11 protein-coding genes are annotated in these 12,172 nt (G+C 75.4%); 5 read left to right on the top strand and 6 right to left on the bottom strand.

Annotated elements, in window-relative coordinates; translation table 11 throughout:
- Positions 1–11 precede the first annotated feature (11 nt).
- From WAB14_RS06540 to ald, 3 genes are all read right to left on the bottom strand, one after another.
- Positions 12–902, bottom strand: coding sequence for a ParA family protein (locus WAB14_RS06540; protein WP_377003142.1), 891 nt, complete (start codon positions 900–902; stop codon positions 12–14).
- 68 nt (positions 903–970) lie between these two features.
- Positions 971–1,951, bottom strand: a complete 981-nt coding sequence (locus tag WAB14_RS06535; protein WP_377003167.1) for a site-specific tyrosine recombinase XerD — start codon at positions 1,949–1,951, stop codon at positions 971–973.
- 50 nt (positions 1,952–2,001) lie between these two features.
- Positions 2,002–3,141, bottom strand: coding sequence for an alanine dehydrogenase (gene ald, locus WAB14_RS06530; RefSeq protein ID WP_340268618.1), 1,140 nt, complete (start codon positions 3,139–3,141; stop codon positions 2,002–2,004).
- A gap of 31 nt (positions 3,142–3,172) precedes the next feature.
- Between ald and WAB14_RS06525 the strand changes: the two genes are divergently transcribed.
- Positions 3,173–3,880 (top strand): hypothetical protein, encoded by a 708-nt coding sequence (locus WAB14_RS06525; protein WP_340268616.1) that lies wholly within the window; start codon positions 3,173–3,175, stop codon positions 3,878–3,880.
- Between the two features lie 18 nt (positions 3,881–3,898).
- Positions 3,899–4,312, top strand: a complete 414-nt coding sequence (locus WAB14_RS06520; RefSeq protein WP_340268614.1) for an SRPBCC family protein — start codon at positions 3,899–3,901, stop codon at positions 4,310–4,312.
- Position 4,313: 1 nt separating this feature from the next.
- Here the strand turns inward: WAB14_RS06520 and hisS are convergent, their stop codons facing one another.
- Complete coding sequence (hisS, locus tag WAB14_RS06515; RefSeq protein WP_340268612.1) at positions 4,314–5,672, bottom strand: histidine--tRNA ligase; 1,359 nt, start codon at positions 5,670–5,672, stop codon at positions 4,314–4,316.
- Positions 5,672–6,379, bottom strand: coding sequence for an MBL fold metallo-hydrolase (locus tag WAB14_RS06510; protein WP_340268610.1), 708 nt, complete (start codon positions 6,377–6,379; stop codon positions 5,672–5,674). The genes hisS and WAB14_RS06510 overlap by 1 nt, the downstream gene beginning before the upstream one ends.
- Before the next feature lie 101 nt (positions 6,380–6,480).
- Between WAB14_RS06510 and WAB14_RS06505 the strand changes: the two genes are divergently transcribed.
- The 3 genes from WAB14_RS06505 (at position 6,481) to WAB14_RS06495 (ending at position 9,712) form a co-directional block, all read left to right on the top strand.
- A complete protein-coding gene (locus tag WAB14_RS06505) occupies positions 6,481–7,332 on the top strand; it encodes a peptidylprolyl isomerase (protein ID WP_340268608.1) in 852 nt (283 codons plus the stop codon).
- Positions 7,329–9,011: a DUF349 domain-containing protein gene (locus WAB14_RS06500; RefSeq protein ID WP_340268606.1), complete on the top strand. Its 1,683-nt coding sequence runs from the start codon at positions 7,329–7,331 to the stop codon at positions 9,009–9,011. Before WAB14_RS06505 ends, WAB14_RS06500 begins: the two co-directional genes overlap by 4 nt.
- A gap of 92 nt (positions 9,012–9,103) precedes the next feature.
- Positions 9,104–9,712, top strand: coding sequence for a hypothetical protein (locus tag WAB14_RS06495; RefSeq protein WP_340268604.1), 609 nt, complete (start codon positions 9,104–9,106; stop codon positions 9,710–9,712).
- Here the strand turns inward: WAB14_RS06495 and WAB14_RS06490 are convergent.
- Positions 9,709–12,156 (bottom strand): RelA/SpoT family protein, encoded by a 2,448-nt coding sequence (locus tag WAB14_RS06490; protein ID WP_377003147.1) that lies wholly within the window; start codon positions 12,154–12,156, stop codon positions 9,709–9,711. The genes WAB14_RS06495 and WAB14_RS06490 overlap by 4 nt on opposite strands.
- Positions 12,157–12,172 lie beyond the last annotated feature (16 nt).

The raw sequence follows: 12,172 nt of genomic DNA, 5'->3' as shown, positions 1-12,172 counted from the left end.
GGCGGGGCTGCTCAGGCGACGAGGCCCCGCGCCACGAGCTCGCGGGCGAGCTGGCGGTACGCCTGCGTGCCCGGGTGCGTGGGGGCGTACGTCGTCATGGGCTGCGACGCGGCGGAGGAGTCGGGGAACTTGACCGTGCGCGAGATGACGGTGTGGAACACCTTGTCGCCGAACACGTCGACGAGCCGCGCGACGACCTCGCGGCTGTGGAGGGTGCGCGGGTCGTACATCGTCGGGAGGACGCCGTCGATCTCGAGGCCGAAGTTGAGGCGGTCCGTCACCTTCTCGATCGTCTGCTGGAGCAGGGCGACACCGCGCAGGGCGAAGTACTCGCACTCGACGGGGATCAGCACCCCGTGCGCGGCGGTGAGCGCGTTGACGGCGAGCAGACCGAGGGAGGGCTGGCAGTCGATGAGGACGGCGTCGTAGTCGTCGAGGACGGGTCGCAGCACCCGCGCGAGCGCCATCTCCCGGGCGACCTCGTTGACGAGGTGGACCTCGGCGGCCGACAGGTGGATGTCGGTCGGGAGCACGTCGACGCCGGGCACGTCGGTGGTGCGCAGGACGTCCCGGACGTCGGTCTGCTTGTCGACGAGCAGCTGGTACAGCGACGGCTCGTCGTCACCGGGACGCACCCCGAGACCCGCGGACAGGGCGCCCTGCGGGTCGAAGTCGACGAGCAGGACACGACGGCCGTACTCCGCGAGCGCGGCACCGAGGTTCATCGTCGTCGTCGTCTTGCCGACGCCGCCCTTCTGGTTGCACAGCGCGATGACCCGCGCCGGCCCGTGGGACGCGAGCACGGGTGGCACCCCGAAGTCCGGCAGCGGGCGCCCGGTCGGGCCGAGGCCGTCGGTCCCCTGGGGGTCCTCCCCCGCCACTGCGTCGCTCGCGGTCGTCACAGCGGCGACCCTAGTCGGGCGCGGGGGGTGACCCGCACCTCCCACGCCGCCCGGCGCCCCCGCGCGGCTCAGCGGGCGCGCGGGTGGCTGGTCGCGTACACCTCGCGGAGGGCGTCGACCGAGACGTGCGTGTAGACCTGCGTGGTCGCGACCGAGGCGTGCCCCAGCAGCTCCTGGACCACCCGCACGTCGGCGCCCGCCTCGATGAGATGGGTGGCGAAGGAGTGTCGCAGCAGGTGCGGACCGACCGGGGGGCCTCCCGGCTCCGGCAGGCCGGCGGTGTCGGCGGCGCGGCGCAGCACCGCCCACGCGGACTGCCGGCTGAGCCGCCCGCCCCGGGAGTTGCGGAACAGGGCGCGCGCGTCGCTGCCGCCCAGGGCGGGCCGGCCGCGGACGAGGTAGGCGTCGAGGGCGGCGCGGGCGTGGCTGCCGACCGGGACGGCGCGCTGCTTGCCGCCCTTGCCGGTGAGCCGGACGACGTGGACGACCTCGCCGTCGGAGCCGACGACGTCGTCGACGTCCAGCTGGACGATCTCGGAGATACGGGCCCCGGTCGCGTAGAGCAGCTCGAGGAGGGCCCGGTCCCGCAGGCCGAGGGGGGTCGTGGTGTCCGGGGCCTGGACGAGGCGGAGCACCGCGTCGACCGCGATGGCCTTCGGCAGCCGGCGCGGCAGGCTGGGGGCGCGGACCTCGCGGGTGACGTCGGCGTCGACCGTGCCCTCGGCGAGCAGGAAGCGGTGGAGGCCGCGGACGGCCGCGAGGGCCCGGGCCGTGCTCGCGGCGGACAGGCCGACCTCGGTGCGCAGCCCGACGACGAACGCCGACACGTCGGCCTCCGTCACCTCGGCGGGCGCTCGGCGCCCGCTCCGTCGCACGAAGTCGCACCAGCGCCGGACGTCGCGCCGGTACGCCGCGAGCGTGTTCCCCGCGACGCCCCGCTCGACACCCAGGTGGGCGAGCCACGCCTCGGCCGCCGCGGCCAGCGCGTCGCGCACCTCGGGCGAGCCGGGTCCGGGGGACACGTCGGGCTCGGCACGGCGCGGTGGCACGACGGCCACCGGGTGCGCCCTCGTGCCCACGTCGACCCGCCCCGGCGCGCTCAGGCGAGCGCCTCCGCCACCTCGGTGGCCGGCATGCCGTGCGCGGCGGCGACGGGCTCGTTCGTCACGGTCCCGGCGTGCGTGTTGAGCCCGAGCGCGAGGGCCGGGTCCGCGCGCAGCGCCTCGCGCCAGCCGAGCGTCGCGATGGCCGAGGCGTACGGCAGGGTGACGTTCGTCAGGGCGTAGGTGGAGGTGTTGGGGACCGCACCCGGCATGTTCGCGACGCAGTAGAACACCGAGTCGTGGACGCGGAACGTCGGGTCGGCGTGGGTGGTGGGTCGGGTGTCCTCGAAGCAGCCGCCCTGGTCGACGGAGATGTCGACGAGGACGCTGCCCTCGCGCATGCGGGACACGAGCTCGTTGCTCACGAGCTTGGGCGCCTTGGCGCCCGGCACGAGGACCGCGCCGATGACGAGGTCCGCGGAGAGCACGGCGCGCTCGAGCTCGAGGGTGTTGGAGGCGACGGTCTGCACCCGGCCCTGGTAGATGCGGTCCGCGGCCCGCAGCCGGGACACGTCCCGGTCCATGAGGGTGACGTCGGCCTGCATGCCGACGGCGGTGGCGGTCGCGTTGAGCCCGGCGACCCCGGCGCCGATGACGACGACCTTGGCCGCGTACGTGCCGGACACCCCGCCCATGAGGACGCCGCGCCCGCCCGAGGCCCGCATGAGCGTGTGCGCGCCGACCATCGGCGCGAGCCGGCCGGCGACCTCGCTCATGGGGTACAGCAGCGGCAGCGCGCGGTCCGGGGTCTGGACGGTCTCGTAGGCGATGGCGGTGACCTTGCGGTCGACGAGCTCCTCGGTGAGGCGCCGGTCGGCGGCCAGGTGGAGGTAGGTGAAGAGCGTGAGCCCCTCGCGCAGCCGGTGGTACTCCTGCTCGACGGGCTCCTTCACCTTGAGCACGAGGTCGGCGCGTCCCCACACGTCGTCGGCGTCGTCGAGGATGGTCGCGCCCTCGGCCCGGTAGTCGTCGTCGCTGATCGACGAGCCGGCGCCCGCCCCGGACTGCACGAGCACCTCGCAGCCGTGGGTGCGCAGCTCGTGGACGCCCGAGGGCGTGAGGGCGACGCGGTACTCGTGGTTCTTGACCTCGGAGGGGACCCCGACGACGGTGGCGGGGCGCGCGGTAGCAGTCACGACGGAACTGTAGGGCCCGTACGGTGGCCCGGTGGAGGAGCCCACCGACGTGTCGCGGCCCGGCCCGCCGGCGGGCCCCGCCCCCGGGACACCGCTGCGCTGGTACGCCGACGTCCCCGCGATGCGGGCCCGGCAGCTGCTCGGCGACGCCCTCGTGGCCGGGTGGTGCGTGCTGTGGGTCGCGGTCGGCCTCGCGGTGCACGCCGCCGTCTCGGCGCTCGTGCCCCCGACCCGCGAGCTCGCCGCCGGAGCCGACCGCGCCGCCGGACAGCTCGGGCGCGGCGGCGAGGCGATCGGGCGGGTGCCCCTCGTCGGCGACGAGGCCGCCGCGCCCCTCGACGGTGCGGCCGACGCCGTCGCCGGGATCTCCGAGCAGGCGCTGCGCCTCGCCGACCTCGTCGGCGACCTCGCCGTCGCCCTCGGGGTCCTCGTCGCCGTCACACCCGTGGCCCTCGTCGTCGCCGTGTGGCTGCCGCTGCGGCTGCGCGCGGCCCGGCGCACGGGGGCCGCGCACGCGCTCCTCACCGCCGGCGCCGACCCCGACCTGTTCGCCCTCCGGGCGCTGGCGACCCGGCCCGTCCACGCCCTCGCGACCGTCTCCGGCGACCCCGTCGGCGAGTGGCGCCGGGGCGAGCCGGGGGTCGTCCGGGCGCTCGCGGCGCTCGAGCTGGAGTCCGTGGGCGTCCGGATGCCGCAGGGCCGCCGCCAGGTCGGCGGCGCCTCTGCCGGACCGTCGTGAGCGTCCCGTGAGGGCACCGTGACCGGACCGGAGTCGCGCCACCTCGCCCAGCACGTGGGCCGCGCGCCGGACGTCGTCCACCGCTTCGTCCGCGACCCGCGGAACCTGCCGCGCTGGGCCGCGGGCCTCGCCGGCGCCGTGGAGGCCGCGGACGACGGCTGGTGGCGGTGCGAGTCGCCGATGGGCCCGGTGCGTGTCCGGTTCGCGCCCGACAACGACCTCGGGGTCCTCGACCACACCGTCGTGCTGCCGGACGGGACCGCGACGCTCAACCCCCTGCGGGTGCTGCCGCACGGCGACGGCGCGGAGGTCGTCTTCACGCTGCGGCGCGCACCCGGACAGGACGACGAGGCGTCGCGGGCGGACGAGGCGGCAGTCCGGGCGGACCTCGCCCGCCTCGCCCGGCTCCTGGAGGCGGACGAGGTCGGGTGAGTCAGGGGTGGTGGACCGGGACCACCTGCTGGTACCGGTCGGCGCTGGGCGGCTCCCACGTCGCCGCGTCGGCGACCACCTGGTCGCCGGAGCGGATGTCCTTCACCTCGTCGGGATCTCCCGCGGCGCCGGGGAACCACACGAACGGAACCCCGAGGCGGTCCGCGTGGCGGATCTGCCGGCCGAACTTCGCCGCGGTCGGCGCGGTGTCGGACGGGATCCCCCGGGCGCGGAGGGCCCGGGCCACGGCGTCGGAGCGGGATCGGGTTGCCTCGTCGGACACCGCGACGAGGACCGCGGTCGGCACGGGCCGGCTGGCGCGGACCACGTCGTCGCGCAGCAGCCGCGACACCAGTCGGCTCACGCCGATGCTGAGGCCCACCCCCGGATGGCGGGTGGCGCCGTCGCTCGCGAGGTCGTCGTAGCGCCCGCCGGAGCACACGGACCCCAGGTCCTCCTGCCCGACGAGCTCGGTCTCGTAGACGCTGCCCGTGTAGTAGTCGAGCCCGCGGACGACCGACAGGTCGGCGACGACGGCGCCGGGGGCGACCTCCTCGGCGGCGTCGAGCAGGCGCTGGAGGTCCCCGACGGCCTCGTGGAGCGCGTCGGAGCCGGCGCCGTGCCGGGCGACCAGGTCCGTCAGCGCCCGGGCGGCGCCCGGCCCGGACACGCCCGCCATCTCGAGGACCGCGTCGACCTGCGCGGCGCTCGCTCCGGCGCGCTCCCGCAGCAGGTCCCCGACCGCGTCCGGCCCGATCTTCGCGAGCTTGTCGACCGCGGCGAGGACAGGGGGGACGTCGTCGAGGCCGAGGCCGCGCACGAGACCCTCGGCGACGCGGCGGTCGTTGACGCGCATGCGGACGTCGCCGACGTCGAGGGCGCGCAGCGCCTCGACCATCACGAGCGGGACGTCGACCTCGTGGTGCCGGGGCAGCGTGTCGCGTCCGACGACGTCGACGTCGGCCTGGACGAACTCGCGGAACCGGCCGTCCTGGGGCCGCTCGCCGCGCCACGAGCGCTGGATCTGGTAGCGCTTGAATGGGAAGACGAGGTGCCCGGCGTTCTGCAGCACGTACCGCGCGAGCGGCACGGTGAGGTCGAAATGGAGGCCGAGGGTGTCGTCGTCGGGGGCGCCGGCGTCCCCCGGCTCGTCGGCGTGCAGGCGCCGGACGACGTAGACCTCCTTGTCGATCTCGCCCTTGCGCAGCATCTGCGAGAGCGGTTCGACCGAGCGCGTCTCGATGCCGGCGAAGCCGTGGAGCTCGAAGACGCGGCGAAGCGTGTCGACGACGTGGACCTCGACGGCCCGTTCCGCGGGCAGCCACTCCGGGAAACCGGAGAGCGGGGCGATGCGCGCCATCAGAGGACCTGGCCGGCCGCGACGGCGCGGAGGAAGGGGTTGCGGGCCCGCTCGTCCGCGAGGGTCGTCGTCGGGCCGTGGCCGGGCAGGACGCGGGTCGCGTCGTCGAAGCGCGGCAGGACCTCGCGCAGGGACCGCGCCATGGCGACCGGGTCGCCACCGGCGAGGTCGGTCCGTCCGATGCTCCCGGCGAAGAGGAGGTCGCCGCTCATGAGCAGCCCCGCGCCGGGCTCGGGTGCGACGGCGAAGACCACCGAGCCCTCGGTGTGTCCCGGCGTGTGGTGGACGACGAGGTCGAGTCCGGCGACCTGCAGCGCGGCGGGAGCACCGGCCGGGGGCAGGTCGAGCACGTCCTCGGGCTCCTGCCAGCGCTCCTGCGGCCCGAACTGAGCCGCGAGCATGTGGCGGAGGCCGGGGTCGAGGGTCGCCAGCGGGTCGGCGAGCCGGTAGCGGTCGTCGGGGTGGACGTGGACGGCGACGGGCGTTCCCGCGCTCCTGCACACCGGTGTCACCGACCACACGTGGTCGGCGTGGCCGTGCGTGAGCAGCACCGCGGCGGGTCGCAGCCGGTGCTCGGTGAGGACCTCACGCAGCCGGTCGACGACCCCGAAACCGGGGTCCACGACGACGCACTCCTCACCCGCGCCGGTCGCGAGGACCCAGCAGTTCGTGCCGAAGGCGGTGGCCTCGACCGCGCGTACGAGCATGCGCGCCACCCTAGATGCCTATGCTGTCGTCCCTGTCCGCGGCAGGACGGGTGCCGTGCCCGTCGCCACGCCGACGGCCCACGGGAAGGACGCAGGGGACGGTGTCGTCGAAGCGCGAGCGCGAGCAGGAGCGCCGCCGCCAGGAGAAGTTCGAGCAGCGGGTCGCGGCCAAGGAGCAGCACCGGCGCGCGGCGACCCGGCGGAACGTCGTCGTCGCCGCGGTGGTCGCCGTCGTCGCCGCGGGCGCCGTCGTGGGCGCGAGCCTCCTCGGTGGCGGGGACACCGCCGGCGACCCGGTTGCGGCCGAGCCCACCGCCCCCTCGAGCGCCGACGCCCTCCCCTCCCCCGCCGAGGCGACCGTGGCCGCGCCCGTCGACGAGACGAACCCGTGCCCGCCCGGCCCCGGTCCCGTCGCGCAGCCCGTCGTCGTCGACGAGCAGCCGCCCCCGGCCGAGGGCCGCGTCGCCGTCACGCTCGCGACCACGTGCGGGGACATCGAGGTCGTCATGGACGGCGACGCCGCCCCGGAGGCCGTCGGCAGCTTCGTCGGGCTCGCGGAGGCCGGGTACTACGACTCCACGCCCTGCCACCGCCTCACCACCGCAGGGATCTTCGTCCTCCAGTGCGGCGACCCGACCGCCACCGGCCAGGGCGGACCCGGCTACTCCTACGGCCCGGTGGAGAACGCGCCGGCGGACGACGTCTACCCCGCCGGGACGGTCGCCATGGCGCGGGTCGGCGGCGACGGGGAGAGCATGGGCAGCCAGTTCTTCGTCGTGTACGAGGACTCGACGATCCCGTCCGACGCCGCCGGGGGCTACTCGGTCCTCGGGCAGGTGACGAGCGGCCTCGACATCGTCGAGCAGGTCGCGGAGGGTGGGCTCGCCGCCGACGGCACGGCCCCCGCCCGCAGCATCGGCATCACCAGCGTCACCGTGGAGGAGTCAGCGTGAGCACCGAGGACACCCGACCCGACGAGACCCTCGCCGAGCCCGGCACGGGCGCGCCCGAGCCGGCGACGGCAGGCGTCACCGAGCCGGGGACGACGGTGACGACCGAGCCCGAGGCCACCGAGCCCGAGGCCACCCAGCCCGAGCAGCCCGAGGCCACCCAGCCCGAGCAGCCCGACGCCACCCAGCCCGAGGCCACCACCGAGCCGGGCGCCGCGGCAGAGGCCGACGCCGCGCAGGCCGCCGAGCAGGCGCCCGAGCAGGCACCCGAGCAGGCACCCGAGCAGGCGCCCGAGCAGGCGCCCGAGCAGGCACCGGAGCAGCCGAGCGCGGCCGCCCCGCACGCACCCAGCCCCATCGACCTCGCCGCGCACCGGCACGCACCCAGCCCCGTCGCTCCGGCAGCGGATCCCGTCGCCCCGCTCGCCGTCGACGCGACGAGCTACGGCTGGGTCGACGAGGACGGCACCGTCCACGTCCGCGACGGCGAGGAGCAGCGTGAGGTCGGGCAGTACCCCGACGTGCCCGCCGACGAGGCGCTCGCCTTCTACGTCCGCAAGTTCGAGGACCTCGCCGCGCAGGTGCTGCTGCTGGGCCAGCGCCTGGACAACGGCACCGTGCCGGCCAAGGAGGCCCGCTCGGCGCTCGGTGGTCTCCGCGAGGCCGTGACCGAGGCCAAGGTCGTCGGCAACCTGCCCGCCCTGCGCACCGAGCTCGACCGGCTCGACGCCCTCGTCGCCGAGCGCAGCAAGGCGGAGGACGCCGAGCGTGCCGCGGCCCGCGCCGCCGCACTCGCCGAGCGCGAGCGGATCGTGTCCGAGGCGGAGTCCATCGCGGCCACACCCGCGGAGACGATGCACTTCAAGCACGCGGGCGAGCGGATGGCCGCGCTGCTCGACGAGTGGAAGTCGGCGCAGCGATCGGGCACGCGGCTCGACAAGCGCACGGAGGACCCGCTGTGGAAGCGGTTCGCCGCGGCCCGCTCGACCGTCGACCGGCTGCGGCGCGCGCACTTCGCGCAGGTCGGTGAGCAGCGCGCGGCGACGAAGGCGGCGAAGGAGAAGCTCATCGCCCGCGCCGAGGCCCTGCAGGACTCCACGGACTGGCGTGCGGCCAGCGACGAGTACAAGGCCCTCATGGACCAGTGGAAGTCGGCCGGTCGCCTGAGTCGCAAGGACGACGACGCCCTGTGGGCGCGCTTCCGCGCGGCGCAGGACGTGTTCTTCGAGGCGCGGTCGTCCGCCAACGCCGCACAGGACGAGGAGTACCGCGGCAACCTCGCGAAGAAGGAGCAGCTCCTCGCCGAGGCGGAGGCCCTCCTCCCCGTCAGCGACCTCGAGAAGGCGCGCCGGGCCCTCTCCTCGATCCAGGACCGGTGGGACGAGGCCGGCCGGGTGCCGCGCCGTGACCTCGACCGGATCGAGAACCGGCTGCGGGCGGTCATCGACAAGGTCCGGGAGGCGGACTCCGCCCGGTGGGGCAAGGGCAACAGCGAGGTCGTCGCGCGGGGCTCCGGGCTCGTCAGCCAGCTGGAGGACCAGCTCGCCGAGCTCGAGGCGAAGGTCGCCGCCGCCGAGGCACGTGGCGACGCGAAGGCCGCGTCACGGGCCGCACAGGAGCGGGACACCAAGCGCGCGTGGCTCGCCCAGGCGAGGAGCAGCCTCAGCGACCTGTCCCGCTGACCCGACGACCCACAGGCCGCTCCCGCGGCGTGTCGTCCCCAGCCCGGGTGTCGCCGGGACCGTGGACGACCCTCGGACGTCAGGGTGGCGCCGTGGACGTCCCCTGGTTGCGAGACCCCTGCCCGCCCGCCCCCTTCCTCGACCTCGGGATCCGGGTGCGCGCCGGGGTCGTCGAGGTCGTGCCCGGCGTGCTCGCCGCGGGCGGTCCGGGCTGGGCGGAGGGGCGGGCCGGGATCGCGCCGCGGGCGCGGGCGGTCGCGCTCGGCACGGCCCTCCGCGACGGCGTCCTCGTCCGGGTCACGGCCGCCTGGGTGTGGCTCGGTGACCCCGGCCTGCGCCCGGGACCGGTGCGGGTCGCCCCGGCGCCCGGCCGCCCGGTCACCACCGGGCGCGTCGGCTCCCGGCATCCCGCCCGTGCGCCCGTGCTGTCACCGGTGCGGTGGTGCAGCGGCGGCGCGTGGGTGCGGGTCGGTGGCGTGGCGGTGACGGACCCCACGACCACGGCGGAGGAGTGCCTGCGGCTGGAGCGCGGCGAGCGGGCGCGACTCGCCGTCGTCGGCCTCCTGCGCAGCGGCCTCACCGACGCGGCGGCAGTGCGCACGCGGCTCGACGCGCAGCGCGGCCACCGCGGCCGGACATCCGCCCTCGACCGGCTCGACCGGCTCGACGAGCACGCGGACGCGGCCCCCGGCGCGGCCTAGGGCCCGCTGACCTCGCGCTGCACCCCGCTCGTCACGCGGTACACGTCGAAGACGCCCTCCACGCGGCGGACCGCGTTGAGGACGTGGTCGAGGTGCTGGGTGTCCCCCATCTCGAAGGTGAACTTCGAGATGGCGACACGCTCGTCGCTCGTCGACACCGACGCGGAGAGGATGTTGACGTGGTGGTCCGACAGGGCCTTCGTCACGTCGGACAGGAGCCGGCTCCGGTCGAGCGCCTCCACCTGGATCTGCACGAGGAAGACGCTCGCCGACGTCGGCGCCCACTCGACGTCGAGGAGCCGCTCGGGCTCCCGCTCCAGCGCCGCGACGTTGCCGCAGTCGGAGCGGTGCACCGAGACCCCCTGGCCCTTCGTCACGAAGCCGACGATGTCGTCGCCGGGCACGGGCGTGCAGCATCGGGCGAGCTTCACCCACACGTCCGCCGCGCCCTTCACCACGACCCCGGACTCGCTGAAGCGGGGTCGGGCCACCCGTCGGCTCGGCGTCGTGACCTCGGCGAGGTCCTCCTCCGTGCCCTCGGCGCCGCCGAGGCTCGCGACGAGCTTCTGCACGACGGACTGGGCGCTGGTGTGCCCCTCCCCGACCGCGGCGTACAGCGCCGACACGTCGGGGTAGCGCATCTCCTGGGCGAGGGCGAGGAGCGTCTCGTGCGACAGCATCCGCTGCACCGGCAGGTTCTGCTTGCGCATGGTGCGGGCGATGGCGTCGCGGCCGGCGTCGATCGCCTCCTCGCGGCGCTCCTTGGAGAACCACTGCCGGATCTTGTTCCGGGCCCGGGGCGAGGCGACGAAGCCGGCCCAGTCCCGGCTCGGGCCGGCACCCGCGGCCTTCGAGGTGAAGATCTCGACGACGTCGCCGTTCTGCAGCGTGCTCTCCAGCGGCACGAGGCGGCCGTTGACCCTCGCCCCCATGCACCGGTGACCGACCTCGGTGTGCACGGCGTAGGCGAAGTCGACCGGGGTCGAGCCCGCTGGCAGGGACATGACGTCCCCCCGCGGGGTGAAGACGAAGACCTCCTGCGCGGCGACCTCGAATCGGAGGCTGTCGAGGAACTCGTCGGGGTCGCCGGTCTCGGCCTGCCAGTCCAGCAGCTGCCGCAGCCAGGCCATGTCCGTCGGGTCGCTGCCGGGCCTGCCCGCACGGGCGCCGCCCTTGCCGCCGGTGTCCTTGTACTTCCAGTGCGCGGCGACGCCGTACTCGGCGCGTCGGTGCATCTCGAACGTGCGGATCTGCACCTCTACGGGCTTGCCACCCGGCCCGATGACCGTCGTGTGGAGCGACTGGTACATGTTGAACTTCGGCATCGCGATGTAGTCCTTGAACCGCCCGGGTACGGGGGTCCAGCGGGCGTGCAGCGCGCCCAGCACCGCGTAGCAGTCGCGCAGGGTGTCGACGAGCACCCGGGCGGCGACGAGGTCGTAGATGTCGGCGAAGTCCCGGCCCCGCACGATCATCTTCTGGTAGATCGAGTAGTAGTGCTTCGGCCGGCCGGTGACCGTCGCCTTGATCTTGGCGGCGCGCAGGTCGGCGGCGACCTGCTCGCGGACCTTCTCGAGGTACTCCTCGCGGGCCGGCGCGCGCTCCGCGACGAGGCGGACGATCTCGTCGTACACCTTCGGGTAGAGCGCGGCGAAGGACAGGTCCTCCAGCTCCCACTTGATGGTGTTCATCCCGAGGCGGTGCGCGAGCGGAGCGTAGATCTCGATGGTCTCGCGGGCCTTGCGCTGCGCGGACTCGGCGCTGACGAACCGCCACGTGCGGGCGTTGTGGAGCCGGTCGGCGAGCTTGATGACGAGGACGCGGATGTCCCGGGCCATCGCGACGACCATCTTGCGGACCGTCTCGGCCTGGGCCGCGTCGCCGTACGTGACCTTGTCGAGCTTCGTCACGCCGTCGACGAGCTGCGCGACCTCGTCCCCGAAGTCGGTGCGGAGGTCGTCGAGGGAGTAGGCGGTGTCCTCGACCGTGTCGTGGAGCAGCGCCGCCGCCAGCGTCGACGTCGGCATCCCCAGCTCGGCGAGGATCGTCGCGACCGCCACGGGGTGGGTGATGTAGGGGTCGCCGCTCTTGCGCGTCTGGCCCGCGTGCGCCCGTTCCGCCACCGCGTACGCCCGCTCGAGCAGGGAGGTGTCGGCCTTCGGGTCCGCCGCGAGCACCGTCACGAGCAGCGGCTCGAGGATGGGGCTGACCTGGGTGCGGGAGAGGCCGCGGCGTCCCCAGCGGGACAGGATGCGGCCGGACCCGGACACACCGCCCGCTGCGGCGTACCCGGTGGGCGCCGGGGGCGCGCCGGGCGCGGTCGGGGGCGGCGCGGTCGCCGCGCTCGGCTCCTGCGGCGCGGGGCCCGGGTGCGTGGCCGGACCGGCCCCGGCGCCGTGCACCTCGGGCGCGCGCCCGTCACCGGCTCCCGGTCGGTCCTCCACGCGCACCTCCCGCGCC

Source organism: Aquipuribacter nitratireducens (assembly GCF_037860835.1).
In the GTDB taxonomy this organism is placed as follows: domain Bacteria; phylum Actinomycetota; class Actinomycetes; order Actinomycetales; family JBBAYJ01; genus Aquipuribacter; species Aquipuribacter nitratireducens.
The sequence above is the reverse complement of the archived record's forward strand: the minus strand, read 5'-3'. Positions and strand labels throughout refer to the sequence as shown.